The sequence below is a fragment of the Natrinema salinisoli genome (assembly GCF_020405205.1).
Lineage (GTDB): Archaea > Halobacteriota > Halobacteria > Halobacteriales > Natrialbaceae > Natrinema > Natrinema salinisoli.
In genome coordinates, this window is record NZ_CP084469.1 from 2,539,981 (window position 1) to 2,556,086 (window position 16,106).

General features: G+C 65.2%; 19 protein-coding genes. 10 read left to right on the forward strand and 9 right to left on the reverse strand.

Annotated features, from left to right (window positions below):
- Positions 1–118: 118 nt before the first annotated feature.
- Both LDB05_RS12565 and LDB05_RS12570 read left to right on the forward strand, forming a co-directional pair.
- Complete coding sequence (locus tag LDB05_RS12565; RefSeq protein ID WP_226004335.1) at positions 119–1,087, forward strand: ABC transporter substrate-binding protein; 969 nt, start codon at positions 119–121, stop codon at positions 1,085–1,087.
- On the forward strand, positions 1,084–1,503 hold the full coding sequence (locus LDB05_RS12570; protein ID WP_226004336.1) for a desampylase: 420 nt from the start codon (positions 1,084–1,086) through the stop codon (positions 1,501–1,503). Before LDB05_RS12565 ends, LDB05_RS12570 begins: the two co-directional genes overlap by 4 nt.
- A gap of 232 nt (positions 1,504–1,735) precedes the next feature.
- On the opposite strand, the gene LDB05_RS12575 is transcribed toward LDB05_RS12570, so the two are convergent.
- From LDB05_RS12575 to LDB05_RS12585, 3 genes are all read right to left on the reverse strand, one after another.
- Positions 1,736–2,176 carry a hypothetical protein gene (locus LDB05_RS12575; RefSeq protein ID WP_226004337.1) on the reverse strand — a complete coding sequence of 147 codons (441 nt, stop codon included), beginning with the start codon at positions 2,174–2,176 and terminating at the stop codon, positions 1,736–1,738.
- Between the two features lie 152 nt (positions 2,177–2,328).
- Positions 2,329–3,405, reverse strand: coding sequence for a DUF7972 family membrane protein (locus LDB05_RS12580; protein ID WP_226004338.1), 1,077 nt, complete (start codon positions 3,403–3,405; stop codon positions 2,329–2,331).
- A gap of 242 nt (positions 3,406–3,647) precedes the next feature.
- On the reverse strand, positions 3,648–3,899 hold the full coding sequence (locus LDB05_RS12585) for a DUF7533 family protein (RefSeq protein ID WP_226004339.1): 252 nt from the start codon (positions 3,897–3,899) through the stop codon (positions 3,648–3,650).
- Between the two features lie 166 nt (positions 3,900–4,065).
- Here LDB05_RS12585 and LDB05_RS12590 point away from each other — a divergent pair, with 166 nt between their 5' ends.
- Together LDB05_RS12590 and LDB05_RS12595 are read left to right on the forward strand one after the other, a co-directional pair.
- On the forward strand, positions 4,066–4,671 hold the full coding sequence (locus LDB05_RS12590) for a riboflavin synthase (protein WP_226004340.1): 606 nt from the start codon (positions 4,066–4,068) through the stop codon (positions 4,669–4,671).
- A gap of 75 nt (positions 4,672–4,746) precedes the next feature.
- Positions 4,747–5,670, forward strand: a complete 924-nt coding sequence (locus LDB05_RS12595; protein ID WP_226004341.1) for an NAD-dependent epimerase/dehydratase family protein — start codon at positions 4,747–4,749, stop codon at positions 5,668–5,670.
- 46 nt (positions 5,671–5,716) lie between these two features.
- On the opposite strand, the gene LDB05_RS12600 is transcribed toward LDB05_RS12595, so the two are convergent.
- Positions 5,717–6,739, reverse strand: coding sequence for a PrsW family intramembrane metalloprotease (locus LDB05_RS12600; protein ID WP_226004342.1), 1,023 nt, complete (start codon positions 6,737–6,739; stop codon positions 5,717–5,719).
- 169 nt (positions 6,740–6,908) lie between these two features.
- On the opposite strand from LDB05_RS12600, the gene LDB05_RS12605 reads away from it, so the two are divergent.
- From LDB05_RS12605 to LDB05_RS12615, 3 genes are all read left to right on the forward strand, one after another.
- Positions 6,909–7,715, forward strand: coding sequence for a formate/nitrite transporter family protein (locus LDB05_RS12605; RefSeq protein ID WP_226004343.1), 807 nt, complete (start codon positions 6,909–6,911; stop codon positions 7,713–7,715).
- Positions 7,716–7,787: 72 nt separating this feature from the next.
- Positions 7,788–8,165 carry a DUF7532 family protein gene (locus tag LDB05_RS12610; RefSeq protein WP_226004344.1) on the forward strand — a complete coding sequence of 126 codons (378 nt, stop codon included), beginning with the start codon at positions 7,788–7,790 and terminating at the stop codon, positions 8,163–8,165.
- Positions 8,162–9,595, forward strand: coding sequence for a ribonuclease FAU-1 family protein (locus tag LDB05_RS12615; RefSeq protein ID WP_226004345.1), 1,434 nt, complete (start codon positions 8,162–8,164; stop codon positions 9,593–9,595). The genes LDB05_RS12610 and LDB05_RS12615 overlap by 4 nt, the downstream gene beginning before the upstream one ends.
- A gap of 12 nt (positions 9,596–9,607) precedes the next feature.
- Here the strand turns inward: LDB05_RS12615 and LDB05_RS12620 are convergent, their stop codons facing one another.
- The gene (locus tag LDB05_RS12620) at positions 9,608–9,805 is read right to left on the reverse strand and encodes a hypothetical protein (RefSeq protein WP_226004346.1); all 198 of its coding nucleotides are present in this window, start codon (positions 9,803–9,805) and stop codon (positions 9,608–9,610) included.
- 285 nt (positions 9,806–10,090) lie between these two features.
- Positions 10,091–10,258: a DUF7560 family zinc ribbon protein gene (locus tag LDB05_RS12625; protein ID WP_226004347.1), complete on the reverse strand. Its 168-nt coding sequence runs from the start codon at positions 10,256–10,258 to the stop codon at positions 10,091–10,093.
- A 263-nt stretch (positions 10,259–10,521) separates the two neighbouring features.
- On the opposite strand from LDB05_RS12625, the gene LDB05_RS12630 reads away from it, so the two are divergent.
- The gene (locus LDB05_RS12630; protein ID WP_226004348.1) at positions 10,522–10,791 is read left to right on the forward strand and encodes a hypothetical protein; all 270 of its coding nucleotides are present in this window, start codon (positions 10,522–10,524) and stop codon (positions 10,789–10,791) included.
- A gap of 34 nt (positions 10,792–10,825) precedes the next feature.
- Here the strand turns inward: LDB05_RS12630 and LDB05_RS12635 are convergent, their stop codons facing one another.
- Positions 10,826–11,881, reverse strand: coding sequence for an aldo/keto reductase (locus tag LDB05_RS12635; RefSeq protein ID WP_226004349.1), 1,056 nt, complete (start codon positions 11,879–11,881; stop codon positions 10,826–10,828).
- A gap of 128 nt (positions 11,882–12,009) precedes the next feature.
- Between LDB05_RS12635 and LDB05_RS12640 the strand changes: the two genes are divergently transcribed.
- Both LDB05_RS12640 and LDB05_RS12645 read left to right on the forward strand, forming a co-directional pair.
- Entirely contained in the window at positions 12,010–12,219 is a 210-nt protein-coding gene (locus tag LDB05_RS12640; RefSeq protein ID WP_226004350.1) for a hypothetical protein, read from the forward strand.
- 114 nt (positions 12,220–12,333) lie between these two features.
- Positions 12,334–13,230 carry an acyltransferase gene (locus tag LDB05_RS12645; protein WP_226004351.1) on the forward strand — a complete coding sequence of 299 codons (897 nt, stop codon included), beginning with the start codon at positions 12,334–12,336 and terminating at the stop codon, positions 13,228–13,230.
- A 270-nt stretch (positions 13,231–13,500) separates the two neighbouring features.
- Here LDB05_RS12645 and LDB05_RS12650 read toward each other — a convergent pair whose 3' ends face one another.
- On the reverse strand, positions 13,501–15,132 hold the full coding sequence (locus LDB05_RS12650; RefSeq protein ID WP_226004352.1) for a preprotein translocase subunit SecD: 1,632 nt from the start codon (positions 15,130–15,132) through the stop codon (positions 13,501–13,503).
- Entirely contained in the window at positions 15,129–16,013 is an 885-nt protein-coding gene (gene secF, locus LDB05_RS12655; RefSeq protein WP_226004353.1) for a protein translocase subunit SecF, read from the reverse strand. Before secF ends, LDB05_RS12650 begins: the two co-directional genes overlap by 4 nt.
- Positions 16,014–16,106: the final 93 nt, after the last annotated feature.

The window sequence follows — 16,106 nt, forward strand, 5'->3', positions numbered from 1 at the left end:
ATCCACCGGACCGTTCCGGTACGAGAGCGGATACTGTCGGACTCGTCCGGTATACCGCGACGAAACCCGTGTCCGATCGAGGCCGCCGTTTTTGGTTACTCGCTCCCTACGAGCAGCCATGCGAATCGTCACGACGCTTCCCTCGGCGACCGAAACCGTCGCCGCACTCGGTCGCGAGCCGGTCGGCGTCTCCCACGAGTGCGATTATCCGCCGAGCGCCGCGTCGGCGCCCGCCGTCACCAGCTCGCGAATCGACGCGTCGGGCTCGAGCGGCGAGATCGATCAGCAAGTCCTCGAGACCGCCGACACCGAGGACGGCGTCTACGACGTGGATATCGAGACGCTCGAGGATCTAGACCCGGACGTGATCGTCACGCAGGGGATGTGCGACGTTTGTGCGGTCGACGTTGCGGTCATCGAAAATGCCGCCGACCGAATTCAGGCGGACCCCGAGATCGTGCCGACCGATCCCCACAGCGTCGGCGACGTGCTCGACGACCTCGAGCGGATCGGCGCGGCGATCGGCCGCGAGGAGCGCGCCCGGGAGGTGCGGCGGGAACTCGAGTCGCGGATCGATGTGATTCGGAACAGAACCGCAGGTATCCCGGCCGAGGACCGCCCCCGCGTCGCGATCTTCGACTGGACCGACCCCGCGATGATCGCGGGCCACTGGACCGCCGAACTCGTCGACTGGGCCGGCGGCGAGTACGGGCTGGCCGGCGTCGGCGAGCCTTCGCGTCCCCGTGAGTGGGACGACATCCGCGCGTACGATCCCGAAATCGTGATCGTCGCGCCCTGTGGCTTCGGCCTCGAACAGATCAGAGAAAACAGAACGGATCTCACCGAGCGCGAGGGCTGGGACGAACTGTCGGCAGTCCAAGACGACCGCGTCTGGGCGATGGACGGCGACCACTACCTCAATCGGCCCGGCCCGCGGCTGGTGGACACGCTCGAGGCGCTGGCACCGATCGTCCGGCCGGAGCTGTTCGACGGACCGGCTGCGGACGTCGCAGTGCCGTTCGAGGAACTCGAGGCGTTCGGAACCGGCACACGAAAGTCGGAAACGGCGGTCGACTCGAGCCCGTGATCGTTCTGCCGACCGCCGTTCGAGAGACGATCCTCGAGCGCGCCCGCGAGGGCGACCCCGACGAAATCTGTGGCGTTCTCGGCGGCGAATACGACCCTGACGGACGGAGTCGCGTGCGATCGCATTACCCGGCCGAAAACGTCGCCGAAACACCGCGGACGCGGTACGAGATCGATCCCGAGGAACAACTGGCGATCTTCGACCGCCTCGAGGACCGCGGCGAGGAGATCGTCGGCTTCTACCACTCCCATCCCCGCGGCCCGCCGCGGCCGAGCGCGACCGACGCCGCACGGGCGACCTGGCCCGATCGATCCTACGTGATCGTCTCGCTCGAGCCCCTCGAGGTGGAATCGTGGCGGTGGCGGACGGACGGTACTGACGGAGAGTTCGAGCGGGAACAGATCGTCGTCGACTGATCGGGGACCGGTCTCGCAGGGCGACATCCGCTAGCAAAAGCGCGTCGTACCGGGTGCCCCCGCTCCCGGCGACGCGGACGGTTGCCGGCTCCCGTCACCGATGGGTTGGCACTCGTCGAATGTCATTCTTTCGCAGGTCGCGAGTGACAGTCGCGACGGAGTGACAGTATGACTGTACTCCGTTCGTTCGTCGTTCGAACGGATACCGAAGCGACTCCCGCTGCAGTCGGTATCACTCGTCGTCGGCGTCCTCGAGTTCGTCGGCCCGTTCCCTCGCCCCCGCAGCCTGCTCCCGGAACTCCTCGATCCGCTTTTGCAGCTCCTTTCCGGCGGTGTATTTGAATTCGTCGGGCATCATTCCGTACTCGATGTCGAGCGTGATCATCGTGTCACAGCCCTCGACGATCTCCGGCGCCCAGCTCCCACGTGCCAGCTTCGACTCGTCGGTGATCACGGCCTCGCCGTCCTCGACGTCGATGAACGCGCTCACGATGTTCCAGATGTTCGGATCGCTCGAGCTGACCTCGTCGAACAGTCCCTCGAGTCGCGAGTCTTTGATCTCCTCGTCGCGCAGTTCCGCGAGGAGGTCCTCGAGGGCGTCCGCGATTGTTTCGTACTCGGCGGCCTCCTCGCGGAGGTCGGCCGGTGATTCGTCCGAACCGGTCCCCGTCATCGCGACTCCTCCGTTTCGTCGACGTCGGCGGTCATATACCGAATGGTATCGGCTTGGACACCGTAAACGTACGCTTCCGGTCCGCGATCCGACGGAGGGTCGTCGTCCGCGCCCCACCGGTTGCGGTCGGGACGCGAGACGGATCCGTCTCCTCAATCGTCGTCGCTTCCCTCTCTATCGTACGCCGTTTCTCGAGTCGCGTCCAGCACGAACGGTCCTTCCTCGGGCGTGCGTTTCGTGACGTTTGCGGCCCGGAGGACGTAGGACGTGAGGACGGCGTAGGGCGCGAGTGCGACCGTGTAGGCGAAACTGATGAAGACCGTCAGCGGCGTGTAGCCGAGGACGGTGACGTCCGGAAACAGCCCCGAATCGAGCGCGAGCAGGACGTAGGTGATGAAGACGATCGTCGGCAGCGAGACGGTCAATAGCGTCGTCGAGAGGTCCGAGAGCTCGAGTTTGTAGTACAGCGTCTTGAAGTACTCCCGACAGACCATGAGCGTGTGCAGCGTGTCCATGATGTCCTCGATGACTCGCTTCTCGGCGGCGGTGAGTTCCTCGCCGTACTCCGTGAGGATCCGCCGCGCCTGGTAGAGCTGCCACGACGAGTCGTAGTTCAGGCCCGTGAGGAGTTCGTCCGTCGAGCCGTTCGGGACTCGAGCGAGGGTCGTCAACACCTCCTCCGTGTTCGCGTGGATATCGGCCTGTAGCCGATCTATCTCCTCGCGGTACTCCCGGCCCGCAGCCCCCTCGAGGCGCTGTAACTCGTCCGCTCGCTCCTTGACCGACCGGAGAACGACCGCGGTGAACTGACCCGGCCGCGCCGGGCTCACGTCCACGATGTCTCGGGCCTCGAGTCGGCCCTGGAAATCGATCGTCGTGTCGACGCGCTCGGACTGATCGCCGAGCGAGGTAAGTTCCTGCGAGATGCCGACCGCGGCGATCGAGACGACGATCGAAACGAGCAGGATGGTTCCCGAAAGCAGCGTATTGAACACCGTCTGGACCATCGTCGTCTCGCTCAGGAGGTCCTGATACCCGAGCGGCCAGATCCCGCTCATGACGAGCAACACGGTGAAGACGGCCGCGAGTAACCCGGTCGCGACCCCCTCGCGATTCCCGTCGAACAGGACCCACCGCTTGACTCTGTTCTCGCTCGAGCGGTCGATTCGCCGCCTCGAGGGGCCGATCCGATCCCGGGCAGAGCGAAGCAGTGACTCGCCGTCGATCATCGGTAGATGCCCGACAGTCTCGACGGGTAAATAGCTACTACCGGGTGTCGCTCGCCGTACGTTTCCGGACCGGACTCGCCGCGAGGGGACGAACGCGCCGTTCCGGAGGGGATCTCCGTCCGGTCGTCGCTTCAGGTTGTAGCGACCGCTCGCGGGCAGTACCGGCTATCAGACCCTCGTCTCGAGCGGTCCAGAATTCGTCCCGGAGAGACTGCGACGACCGACGATCGACGCCCCAGGCGCTACCGATCGTCGTCCGGCTCGGATTCGGGTTCTTCGGCGACCGTTCCGACGACCCGTTTGGCGAGGAGTTCCGGGATGTCGGTGGGCATCGTCAACCAGTGTTGGATCACGACGAGCCCGATCGCGAGCCCGATGAGGGTCGCGCCGATCGCCGTCTGCCCGTTCGTGAGCATATCGATTCCGGCGAGCGCAGCGGGGATCGCGAGCACGAGCGTGCCCGCGAGTTTGATCGTATCGATGATGCCGGCCATTAGGGACCGATAGTCCGGGTACTGCCAAAAGGACGACGACCGACGGCGACCGCTCGCGACTCGAGATCCATGACGTGTCCGCGCCTCAGTTGTCGAGGCAACGTCACGGAACTGGAACGCGTCCCGGATGCGGAGCGTCTTTATCCGTCGGCTGGGAAGTCGAGGTATGTTCACGGGAATCGTCGAGGAAACCGGCGAGGTCGTCGCTCGAGAGCGAACCGACGACGGGCTTCGGCTGGGAATCGCCGCCGCCGAGGTCGCGACGGGCCTCGAGCACGGCCAGAGCATCAGCGTCAGCGGCGCGTGTCTCACGGTCGAGGAGTTCGTCGAGGGCGAGCGGTTCGAGGTCTTCCTCGCGACGGAGACCGTCGAGCGAACGTATCTCGGCGACCTCGCGGAGGGCGACAGCGTCAACCTCGAGCGGGCGATGCCGGCCGACGGCCGGTTCGACGGGCACGTCGTGCAGGGCCACGTCGACGCGGTCGCGACCGTTCGGAACGTCGAATCGGTGGACGAGGACTGGTTCTTCGAATTCGACCTGCCGGAGGGGTACGATCGCTACGTCGTCGAGAAGGGGTCGATCACGCTCGACGGCATTAGCCTGACCGTCGCGAATCTGGACGCCGAAAACGGCCGGGTGACCGTCGCGATCATCCCGACGACCTACGACCTGACTACCCTCTCGGAGAAAGAGCCCGGCGATCCGATCCACCTCGAGGTCGACGTGCTCGCGAAGTACGTCGAACGGCTGCTCGAGGCGCGCTTCGACTGACGACCCGTTTGCGACTGCGTTTCGGCGAACGGTGTTCGGAACCACCGTTTAGTGGATAGACGTTGGATCGCCGGTATGTCCGAATCACGGATGCCTGAGTTCGACCACGACGTAGACACCGCGATCGTCACGGGTGCGACCGGCGACGTCGGCTCGTGGGTCGTCGATCGACTGGCGGATCGGGGCGTCACCGTCGTCGGACTGGACCTCGAGCGGCCCGACGGCGTGCGGGCGAACGCCGAGTTCCGTGCCGTCGACCTGACCGAACAGGGGCCGACCTGGGAGACGATCGACGAGGTGGATCCTGACGCGATCGTCCACCTCGCGGCGGTCTCCGATCCGCGCGCGACGCCCGGGACGCGGCTCTTCGAGAACAACGTCACGAGCGCGTACAACGTGCTGGTCGCGGCCGGCCGAGCGGAGACGGACGTCGTCTGGACGTCCTCGCAGGCGACGTACGGGGCGCTGTTTTCGGAGACCGAGTGGACGCCCGATTACCTGCCGATCGACGAGGCTCACGACCGGCGTCCCGAGGACCCTTATGGGCTCTCGAAGGTCTGCGGCGAGGAAACCGCTCGAGCGATCGCGCGCCGGTACGGGATCTCAGTGACCACGATCCGGCCGGCGACGATCTTCTCGCCCGATAAGGCTCGAGCGCGGCCGTCGGAGGACGGCACCGACCTCTCCGAGGAGGCGACGGGCAGCAACTTCGGGTCCTACGTCGACGTCCGCGACGTGGCTCGAATGGTGGAGGCAGCATTCGCGAGCGATCACGACGGCCACGAAACCGTGCTGGCGGTCGCCGACGAGAACTACCTCGGCCAGCCCACGGCGGAACTCGTCGAAGCAGTCTGCGGCGAATTGCCGGCCGACTGCGGCCTCGAGGGCAGGGAGTCCGCCCTCTCGAACGCGAAGGCCGCCGCGTTGCTCGACTGGACGCCGGCCTATTCGTGGCACGACGACGGTACGGACGAGCCGTCCGAACCGACGTGGTTGTGAGATGACGCCGCTTCGAGCAGGGGATACACGGTATCGAAACCGACGGTCAGCGCTGTGGCGGCTCGAACTCCGTTAGCTCCGGCCGGGAGTCGCCGTCCACGTCGCTCGTGGCGGCCTGATACCGCCGGCGGTAGCGCGAGATCTTGCGGTAGAGGTAGAGGCCGATCGCGGCGTCGTAGACGACGACGTAGCAGACGAACGCGATGCCGTACCCGAAGGGGAGGATATCGGCGATGATGCCGGGGGCGACTCCGACGGTGACGTTGTAGGTGCCGTGGACGAAGGCGGCGACGAGCAGCCCCTTGATCACGATCGGACCGGCGTGCTCGCGGTTGAACTTGGCCAGCCCGAGGTAGTAGCCCGCGATCGCCGAGTAGATGACGTGACCGGGGCCGGCCAGGGCCCGGACCGTCGCGATCCCGCTGGCGGTGACGAACACGCCCGCTTCCGGGTCCGCCTCGCCGACGACCCGGCTGATGTAGAGCGCGTTCTCGATGGCGGCGAACCCGAGCCCTGCGACGGCCCCGTAGACCGCGCCGTCGATGACGGCGTTGAAGCTCGTGCTCCGGTAGGCGAATACCCGGACGGCGAGCAGCTTCACCGTCTCCTCGACGGGTCCCACGATGAGGTAGAAAAAGAGGAGGCTGCCGACGAATCCGGCACCGAATATCGGCCGCGTCACCGAGTTGACGACCGCGGCGAACGTCGCGAACAGGATCGCCAGCAGGAAGGTCGCGACGAGCAACCGAAGCGGCTCGCTCGTCGTGATATCGGCGTACCAGATGTACGCCGCGAGCAATCCCGCGGGAACCACCGAGAGCGCGAAGAAGACGGCGAGGAACGGATCCTCGCGGATGAGTGTCGCGGGCGAGATCAGCAACGAGAGCGTGATCGCGATCGTAATCAACAGGACGATCCCCCGAAAGCCGTAGCTCGCGGCGTTGTAGATCGTGTACGCGAACAGATCCACGATGGATCGGGGTTCCCACGTCGAGACGTCGTAGAGGTCAGTCGACCCATCGCCGGTTCGCTCCTCGGCTCGTTCGACCGGGTCGCGCCTTCGCTGCATGGTCGCATGTATACGCGCCCGCCCGGTATAGGTTCCCCATCCGGCGACTCGGTCGGGCCGTTCGTGCCGGTCGAGCGCAACACGTTTTTTCCACCCCTGCTCCGTAGGTCCCGTATGATCGGGTCCGAGAACCGAACGCTCGAGATCGCGGACGACGGACAAACGTAACATGGGCGAATCAGATTCAAAGCCGCCGATTTCCGGCGATCAGACCCCCGCACCGGACATTCTCGAGTCCCTCATCGAATCCGGGCTCCACGAGATCGAACGGGAACCGACCGGGCTCTTGCTGTCGGGATTTTCGGCCGGCCTCGACATCGGCTTCGGGCCGCTACTGATGGCAGTGTTACTGACGCTCTCGGAGGGCAGCTACGGTGATCTCGGCACGGAGCTGTTGCTGGCGAGCGCCTACGCCGTGGGATTCATCTTCGTCATCATCGCGCGCTCGGAGCTGTTCACCGAACACACGACCCTCGCCGTGATGCCGGTACTCGACGGCCGCGCGTCGGCGAGCAACCTGGTTCGCGTCTGGGGGCTGGTCTGGATCAGTAACATCGTCGGCGGTGCGGTGTTCACCGCGTTCATCGTGACGCTGATGCCCAATCTCGGGGTCGCCACGCCGGAGGCGTTCGGGACGATCGCCCACAAGCTGGTCGATCACGACCTCAGTTGGCTGTTCGTCGCCGCCATCCTTGCGGGGTGGCTCATGGGGCTGCTGGCCTGGCTGATCACCGCGGCACAGGAGACGACGAGCCGGTTACTCATCATCTGGCTCGTGACCGCTTCGATCGGCATCCTCCACCTGCCACACTCGATCGCGGGGAACGTCGAGGTGCTGTTCGGCGTGTTCGTCTCGCCTACCGTATCGGTACTCGATTACGTGAAGTTCCTCTCGTTGGCGACTGCTGGCAACGCCGTCGGTGGTGTCGTCTTCGTCGGCTTACTGAAATACGGACACGTCGTTCGCGGCGGCTAACTGCGAGTTGACTGGTCAGGACGGCCAGCGGGACTCGGAATTATCAAACGTCTCCCGGCCCAACCGGCGCGTATGCACTTCGACCAGCGAACCCAGCAAGCGCTGCGCGACGTCGGCCTCGAGACCGACGACCTCCGAGCCGCCTCGGAGGCAGTCGTCGAGGCCGTCGCCGAGGACGCGGCGGCGCTCGAGGCCTTCTTCGACGAGCACGACACCGTCTACTCCGACATGGACATGGCGCACTCGAGTTCGGAGTACCCGGAACACGACGTCGACTACGCGGATCTCACCACGCACGCCGACGAGATGCGAGGGTGGCTTCGCTTCGAGACGTGGGGCGTCTACGTCGAAGATGGGCGTATCCTGGCGGACGGATACGTCGAACTGACGCTCGGGCCGACGATCGACGACCGGGTGCGCTTCGCCGCCGACCGCGAGACCCTGCGATGACGACGGCTCGAGTCCGCGGCATCTACACGACGGCACTCACGCAGTTACTGGACGAAACCGACTGCGAGGTCGTCCAGGCGTCCGAACCGATCCGAGAGCGCTTCGAGCGGTCCTTCGACGCTGCACCGGCCGACGTGACGCTCGAGACGACCCGGGACCGGCAGGGTGTCGAAATCTCGGGCGACGGAGACGCGGTCGAGACGGTCGCGGGCGAACTCGCCGCCCTCGCGATCGATAGCTTCCGCTGGGACGACGAGGTGCCCCGCGGCGCGGTCTTCGACGCGGAGGTCCTCGAGGCGGGCGGCGGCAGCGGCGCGGTCGTCGACCTCGGCGACGGACGGCGCGGATACCTCAACTACGACGACGCCGACGGGTACGTCGACGCCGGCGACCGGTACCGCGTACAGGTCCACGAACCCGCCCCGTCGTGGGACGACGACCGGCCACGCGTCCGGCCGACGATCGAGATTCAGGGCGGGCTCTGTACGCTCTCGCAGCACAGGACCGGCGTCTCCGCGGCGCTCCGCGGTACGCGGGGCGAAGAGCTGGTCGGCATGACCGACCTGCTCTCCGTCGAGGTTCCCGATGGATGGGGCGTTCGGTGGCAGCACGCGGCCGCCGACGCCGACCTCGAGGCGATGGGGACGGCCCTCGAAACCGCCGTCGACCGAGCGCGGGTGCTCGAGGACGCCCTCGCCGACGCGCCGGACGACCCCGGTGAGCCGGGACTGCTCGCCGCCCCCCGGCGAACCGAGTGGTGCTGGTTCGGCCGCGAGGCCCGATTCGCGCTGGACGGCGTTCGACGGCGCGTGGAGACGACGATGCCGGGCCACCACCGGACGAAGGCGGCCGATCGGGCCGCGAGCGCGGCGGTCGACTTCGCGGAGGCCGTCTACGGCTCGGTCGGCGACGGCACCGACGGCGGCGAATTCCCCTTCGCCGCGGTCGCGCGGCAGTTCGGCCCTACCCGGGGCGACCGCCTCGAGATCGGCCACGGCAAACCCGACGGTCGACTCATCTCGCTCGGTCGCGGCGAGATCACCGACTGGGACCCCGAGGGGAAGGTCACCCTCGAGCGCTCCATGAGCGCCGGCGGGAGCTATGACGCGCTCGGCGCGCCGAAGGAGTCCGGCGACGTCGCCGTGACGAAGTTCCGCGAAGGCCGCTGGTGGTATCCGACGACGTACAAGGACGCCAGCGGCGCGGCGAAGGGAACGTACGTCAACGTCTGTACGCCCGTCGAACTCTTCCCCGACTGTGCGCGATACGTCGACCTCTACGTCGACGTCATCCGGAAGGGCGACGGGACAGTCGAGATCGTCGACGCGGACGAACTCGAGGACGCCGTCGACGACGGGCTGGTCGCCGAGGACCTGGCCGAAAAAGCGATGGACGTGGCGGAGGCCGTCGAGCGCGCCCTCTCGAAGTAGGGCGGATCGTCGCTACGAGCGCTCGTCTTCGAGTTCCTCGACGCGTCGCTCGAGCGTCGAAATCCGCTCGTCGTACCCGCGCTTCCCGTCGAGGTAGTAGAATACCGCGACGATACCGAGGAGCGGAATACCGACGTAGAAAACGGCCATGAACAGTAGTATGAGCAGTTCCGGAGGTCCCATTCCACCGGGGACGAAGAAGGGAATCATGGATTCTGCAACGAATTTGGAGCGTATAAATTTTCCTATAGATGTGTTTGAAGACTATTCGGTTCGCATCCGATCTGCGGATGACTGACTGGCGAACGAACCGACGATGACGGTGACGCGGTCATCGTCCCCACGGCTGTCCGGCACGTAGATCTCGTCGTTGAGGACGACCTCGAGACGCGGGAGCGCGACTGGTCGTCGCCACGATAGACGGACGGGCGGACGGCCGTTTCAGAAGCGCCAGTAGATGCGAGATCAGTTGGGCAACGCACGCCGTCGGCTCCGCTATACTGGATCTGCGTGTTCCGCCTGCGATGGAGTGCTCGTGAAGTGATCCTCGGCTACTGACCGTCCACAAACGGGACAGCCGTTCGCCAACGTCGCCTCGCGCATCGGTTCAGTTACCGTGATCTCTCGACGACAGTCCGGGCAGGTGAATTCGTACGGTTTCATGGTGGGGATCGGGTGCTCGCCGGCTCACTGTCGTCCGCCGTCGGCGCGGAGAACTCGCCGAAGGGGTTCGGCGAATTCCACGACGGGAGTCCAGCCGACAGTGTAATCGTTCGGTCCGTTTCCCGATAGGGGGACGACCCAGATATGGAGGACGTATATATAGGCGACCATCGACGCTCGTCCGACTCACTCCCCGCGCGCTGCTCTCGCAGGTTGCGAAATACAGGTCAACCGTTAAGCGGTGGTCACTGCTAGCAATACAGATGAGCACGTTAAACGAGGAGATGTCCGACGTGCAGTCGGAGGTCGAAGACGTGCGAGCGCGACTCAGGGAGGAGGTCCCGGAATTCTTCGAGTTCGACGTTACCGTCGGGAACATCACGTACAACGCCGACAGCAACAGCGTCTCCGTCACCGTCGAACCGAGCTCCGGGGCGCGCGACCAGCTCTCGGACCGGCTCGGCGGCGTGAACGTGAAGACGGAGGGGAAACTGGAGTTCGAGTTCCGATTTACGAACTCCGAAGCGGAGTAGGCCGGTCGCCGGCGCCCGCTCGAGCACGGTCCGATCAGTCCGCGGCGAGCTTGTCGAGCCCGGCCGATTCGATGTCGTCGCCGTCGACGGACGAGCGCAGCGCGTCCATCCCGTCGTCGCGGTCGATGCCGAAGTTGGTCTCGTAGAGCTCCGCGACGCGGGTCATCTCCTCGTCGGAGAGCTTGGGGACGTCGCTGGCGGCCGCCCACTCGTCGATGTCGCCTTTCGTGCGGAACGTCGGCGTCACGGTCGCGACGGACTCGTGGCTCAGGAGCCACGCGATCGACGCCTGCCCCATCGTGCGCTCCCCGTCTCGCTCCAAAAAGCGCAATTTTTCGAGTTTCTCCCACCCGGTCTCGTACCACTCCTCGGGTCGGAAACCACGGTGGTCGCCCTCCCCGAGTTCGGTGTCGGGAGTGACCTGTTCGTTGAGGATCCCCGAAGAGTGTGGGACGCGGGGAATGAGGCTGGTCGAGGAGCCCGTCCGTTCGATCGTCTCGAGGAAGTGGTTGCCGACCTCCTGTTCGAGCATGTTCCAGACCAGCTGGACGGAGCCGAACTCCTCCTCGATCGCGAGGTCGCCCTCGGCGAGCCAGCCGATCGACGGGCCGAGCGCGAGGCCCGTCGCGTCGATCGTTCCCTCCTCTTCGAGTTCGTCCAGCAACTCGAGGACGTCGGGCGTGATCTCCGCGGCGTCGGCGTTGTGGAGCTGGAGCACGTCGATCGAGTCGACGTCGAGGCGCTCGAGGCTCTTCTCGACGGCGTCCCGGAGGTACTCCGGGTCCATCTCCTTGGGGAGTTCGCCGTGGCCGGCCTGCGGGTTGTTGTAGAAATCGTAGCCGACCTTGGTCGCGATGGTGACCTCGTCGCGGACCTCGGCCAGCGCCCGCCCGAGCAGTTCCTCGCTGTCGCCGTGGCCGTAGACGTCGCCCGTGTCGAAGTAGGTGATCCCCTGATCGACGGCGTACTGGACCATCTCGATGGCGTCGTCCGCCGACCGGTCGCCCCACCAGTCGGTACCGACGACCCACGCGCCGAAGCCGACCTCGCTGACCTCGACGCCCGAGTCGCCCAGTTCGCTGTGTTGCATATCGACCCCTTCGTAGCGGGGGAACTTATGGCGTGCGGAACGCTCGAGCGCCCGATCCGAACGGGTTCGGGATCGTGCCGACGGGTTCGAGTCGAATCGTTCTTGAGTACTGGTTGACAGGTATTCGTATGGCGGATTCCCGTTCCCGAAACCACGGTCGGTTCCTCCCGGTCGTCCTCCTCGCCGTCGTCTCCCTCGGGGTCTGGGCGACGCGATCCCTCGAGATCTCCGTCAATCGGGTCACGGTCGGAACGATCGTCGCCGGCACACTGCTCGTAATCGGCGCGCTCACGTTGCCCGCACTCATTCTCTCGAGGTGGCAATCCGAACGAGAGTGAGCCGGTTCCGTCGGTTCGTCACCCCGAACCAGTGGTAACCCGCGTACAAGCGGGTCCGGCAACCCGGAACGCACAACCGAACCCCTATCAACTCGGCGGGCAATACCTCGGGGTATGACAAAGCGGTACGTGTCGCTCCCCGAGGAGGCGGAATCGGGGATGCGCGAGTTCATCGACGAGGTCGATCGACGACTCTCGAGCGAGGAGGACACCTGCTCGGTCGTCGAAGACGTCCTGATCGATCTCTCGGGAGACCGCGAGGCGTACGAGCGCTGGCAGAGTGGAGAGTCCGTCTCGCCGGCCGAACGCGTCCGTCTGCAGAGTTACGATCCCTGCAACACGACCCTCGAGAGCGAATACTACGCCGAGAAAGACGAGGAGAAGTTCCGCCGTTCGAAACACCTCCAGTGGCTCTGGCGACAGTTCGACAGCCTCCCGATCGCGGACAACGTCGAATTCGCGCTCCGATTCCGGCGCATGCTCGCGGACCACCTGTTCGAGGACTGCGGGGACGACTGCCGCTTCTTCAAGGGCATCTCGTTTACCTACGGCCACAACATCACGATCGGCGACAACACGATCATTCACGACGACGTCCACCTCGACGACCGCGGGAAACTCACGATCGGCGACCGGGTCTCGGTCTCCGACGGCGTCCACATCTACAGCCACGATCACGACGTCGTCGACCAGACCGAAGTCCGCAACTACCACACCGTCGTCGAGGACGACGTCCGCCTCACCTACGACGCGATGGTCCGCGCCGGTTGCAAGGTCGGCGAAAACGCCATCGTCGGCGCACGCGGGATCGTCCAGCACGACATCCCCGCCCACCACATCGCCATCGGAATGCCCGCCAAGAGCGTCAAGATCAAACCCGGCTGGGAAGACGTCGCCACGCCCGTCGACGACGCCGGCACCAACCGACAGGAGGAACGCCGCCTCGAGTACGACCTCCCCGACGACCTCGAGGTCTTCGACGAGTTCCAGCGCGATCTCGAGCAGCCGTAATCTCGCGTCGGAAACTACCGACCCCGGGTCTCCGGCCGAATCCGATCGCCCGACAGACCAGATCGGGAACCTCGACGAGGGCTGCGATCGCAGGCGACTCGCTATTGACCGTGTCTCCGTTGCGTTGCCGTGGTGAGTGTATGCCGCGTTGTACTACCTGTGAGACCGCTGTATCGTACGATTTCGTCCGAGCACACGGTGAGAACGGAACCGTAGACTGGTGTCCGCGGTGTCGGAACGACTGATGAGAAAACTGCTCGGAAACGCCGGTTATTGATCGGTCAGCAGCCGTCGGAGGATGTCACCGTAAGCCGGCCTAGTGATGAGCACCCCGATAAGCACGCCGAGGATCGTGATGATGGCGAACCCCTGGAGATCACCGAGGCTCAGCACCGCGAGCGGTGAGAGGGCGACGATCGTCGTCGCCGCCGCGGCACCGATGACCCAGAACGCCTTTCGGAATCGCGACTGGAAGACCCGTTCCGAGCTGACGTCGCCTTCGTCCATCACCTCGTCGGCGATGATCACGAGGTCGTCGACCCCGGTCCCCACGACCGCGATGAACCCGGCGACGTGGGAGAGATCCAGCGGCATGCGTATCAGCGCCGCGAACCCGAGCAGGACCACGACCTCCGCGACGGCGGTGAGAATCATCGGGAGGGCGACGCGCGTGTCGGTGTACCGACCGTAGACGACCCCGCTGACGGTGATGACCGAGAGCAGCCCGATCAGCAGCGAGTACTGCTTGAACTGGTCGGCGTGGGCCGCCTCGATCGAGTAGATCTGGCTCTCGCTGAAATCAAGCGGCGCGCGCAGGCTCCCTGCGCGGAGGTTGACCGAGAGCGACTGGGCGTCCTGCTGGTTCTGTGCGCCCATCTGGAACGTCGGATCGTCCGCCCAGGTCCCCTCTCTCATGTTGGTCGCGAGCCCGTTGCCGCCCCGGTCGCCCATACTGTGAGCATCGACGACCTCGCCATCGGCGACGGTCAGGAGACAGTATTGTTCACCCTCGTGATCGAAACTGATGGATTCGCCATCACCACGGAGGCTACACCTTCCGACTCCGTCGCTGGTGAATCCGATATCGTTCATTCGCCCCTGGAACTGTTGTGCGGACTCTTCCCGGACCTGTATTGGGACCACGTATCCGTCTCCCTGCTCGCGCTGCTGTGGCGGGTCGACGGTGGCGATGTCGTCGCCCGTCAGCACCGTCTCGTTGGTCTGATTCCCGTTCTCCCCGGGATAGTACGCGACGACCTCGACGACCCCGCGTTCAGAGAGGATGTTCCGGAGTTCGTTGGCGCCCATGTTGGGCACCTCGACGACGATGTAGTGCTCGCCGGTCGCCGTCGTCTGCTCGTAGGCCGTCCCGCCGGAGAGTCCCGCCGCGTTGATCTTCGTCTGGATCGTCTCGATCATCTGATCGCGGGTCGACTGCGTGACGCCGTCACGGATATCGTCCTCCGACGCGTCGACGTTCGCCGACTGCAACGCCGCGGCGAACTCCTCCTCGCTCACGTCGTCGGTGAACACCTCCGCTGTGACGGTCCCGTCCTCTTGGACGTCGACGCTCGCGTTGGCCGGTTCGAGATCGAGTTCCTGCTCCACCGTCGCCTCGATCTCCCCGAGTCGCTCCTGATCGACCTGGCCGTCGTCGCTGACCGCGTCGGACGCGATGTCCTCGGCGGTCATCCCGGTGACCGGCACCCTGATCCGGGTGCCGCCCTCGAGTCCGAGCCCGAACTCGAGGTTCGTGGGGCTTTCCTGGACGCTCTCGTTTTCGGCGAGGCCGTCGTCGGCCATGATGCCGCCGGGGACGAACAGGGCGACGACGGCGAAGCTGACGAACACCACGAGCAGGAGGATCCGCCAGTTCGATTTGACCGCGTCGATCGGGTTCATCGGCGGATCCCCTCGAACTTGTACCAGCGAAGTAAGCTCAGGTTCAACATGTAGGTATTCATCAGGTCGGCTGCGAGACCGACGAAGAGGATGATACCGATCGAAGCGAGCAGGCCGATCCCGAAGATGTACGCCGAGATGGCCATGACGAGCATCGCGGCCATCGACGTGACGGTCATCGTGACACCGGTCCGCATCGCGCGATACGTGCTCTCGTAGAAGTCACCGCTCCGTCGCAGGACGTGGTTGTTCAACAGGATGTCCGAGTCGACCGAGTATCCGATCAACATCAACAATCCGGCAACCGTCCCCAGCGAGAGCGGGATCCCGACGAGGCGCATGAACGCCAGCGGGATCACGAGGTCTGAGAACGCCGAGATGACGATCGCGATCGACGGGACGAACGTCCGAAAGAGCAGGAACGCGATGGCGCTCATGCCGACGAAGGCGACGACCAATCCGAGCATCGCCGTCTGCTGGCTTCCCGCACCGAAACTCGCCGACGTGGACGACACCGATTGGACGATCTCGGCGTCGCCGTCCGGCTCTAATCCGGTGTCCGAATCCGTGGCCTGATCGGTCAGTGCCGCGGAGTCCGTCGAGGAGAACCGAACGATATACTGGTTTTCGGTCCCCGTCGCGGTCACCGACTCGGGTGTCTGATCGAACGCCGCTGCTATCTCGCCTTCCGGCGTCGTCGTCTGGACGGTCAGTTCCGTCCCGCCGGCGAAATCCATTCCCAGCGGGACCGGGGTGCCGTACACGAGAAACGAACCGCTGAGAACGAGCAATGCTACCGCGAGGACCGCGAGCGGAACCGCCGCGAGCTGGCGGTTACTGTACCGGGTGTACTCGATCTCCGGTACGTCGAAATACGCCATATATCGGACCACTCGGAGTCCCCCGAAGTAAGCCTTCTCAATTCGACCAACACGAGTCAGTGTCCCACGATCGTGGGGCGACAGCACGTCCGT

Excerpts from the sequence above, each read along its gene's own strand:
- LDB05_RS12565 (WP_226004335.1), top strand. The coding sequence starts at position 119 with ATGCGAATCGTCACGACGCTTCCCTCGGCGACCGAAACCGTCGCCGCA.
- LDB05_RS12575 (WP_226004337.1), bottom strand. The coding sequence starts at position 2,176 with ATGACGGGGACCGGTTCGGACGAATCACCGGCCGACCTCCGCGAGGAG.
- LDB05_RS12580 (WP_226004338.1), bottom strand. The coding sequence starts at position 3,405 with ATGATCGACGGCGAGTCACTGCTTCGCTCTGCCCGGGATCGGATCGGC.
- LDB05_RS12585 (WP_226004339.1), bottom strand. The coding sequence starts at position 3,899 with ATGGCCGGCATCATCGATACGATCAAACTCGCGGGCACGCTCGTGCTC.
- LDB05_RS12590 (WP_226004340.1), top strand. The coding sequence starts at position 4,066 with ATGTTCACGGGAATCGTCGAGGAAACCGGCGAGGTCGTCGCTCGAGAG.
- LDB05_RS12595 (WP_226004341.1), top strand. The coding sequence starts at position 4,747 with ATGTCCGAATCACGGATGCCTGAGTTCGACCACGACGTAGACACCGCG.
- LDB05_RS12600 (WP_226004342.1), bottom strand. The coding sequence starts at position 6,739 with ATGCAGCGAAGGCGCGACCCGGTCGAACGAGCCGAGGAGCGAACCGGC.
- LDB05_RS12605 (WP_226004343.1), top strand. The coding sequence starts at position 6,909 with ATGGGCGAATCAGATTCAAAGCCGCCGATTTCCGGCGATCAGACCCCC.
- LDB05_RS12610 (WP_226004344.1), top strand. The coding sequence starts at position 7,788 with ATGCACTTCGACCAGCGAACCCAGCAAGCGCTGCGCGACGTCGGCCTC.
- LDB05_RS12615 (WP_226004345.1), top strand. The coding sequence starts at position 8,162 with ATGACGACGGCTCGAGTCCGCGGCATCTACACGACGGCACTCACGCAG.
- LDB05_RS12620 (WP_226004346.1), bottom strand. The coding sequence starts at position 9,805 with ATGATTCCCTTCTTCGTCCCCGGTGGAATGGGACCTCCGGAACTGCTC.
- LDB05_RS12625 (WP_226004347.1), bottom strand. The coding sequence starts at position 10,258 with ATGAAACCGTACGAATTCACCTGCCCGGACTGTCGTCGAGAGATCACG.
- LDB05_RS12630 (WP_226004348.1), top strand. The coding sequence starts at position 10,522 with ATGAGCACGTTAAACGAGGAGATGTCCGACGTGCAGTCGGAGGTCGAA.
- LDB05_RS12635 (WP_226004349.1), bottom strand. The coding sequence starts at position 11,881 with ATGCAACACAGCGAACTGGGCGACTCGGGCGTCGAGGTCAGCGAGGTC.
- LDB05_RS12640 (WP_226004350.1), top strand. The coding sequence starts at position 12,010 with ATGGCGGATTCCCGTTCCCGAAACCACGGTCGGTTCCTCCCGGTCGTC.
- LDB05_RS12645 (WP_226004351.1), top strand. The coding sequence starts at position 12,334 with ATGACAAAGCGGTACGTGTCGCTCCCCGAGGAGGCGGAATCGGGGATG.
- LDB05_RS12650 (WP_226004352.1), bottom strand. The coding sequence starts at position 15,132 with ATGAACCCGATCGACGCGGTCAAATCGAACTGGCGGATCCTCCTGCTC.
- secF (WP_226004353.1), bottom strand. The coding sequence starts at position 16,013 with ATGGCGTATTTCGACGTACCGGAGATCGAGTACACCCGGTACAGTAAC.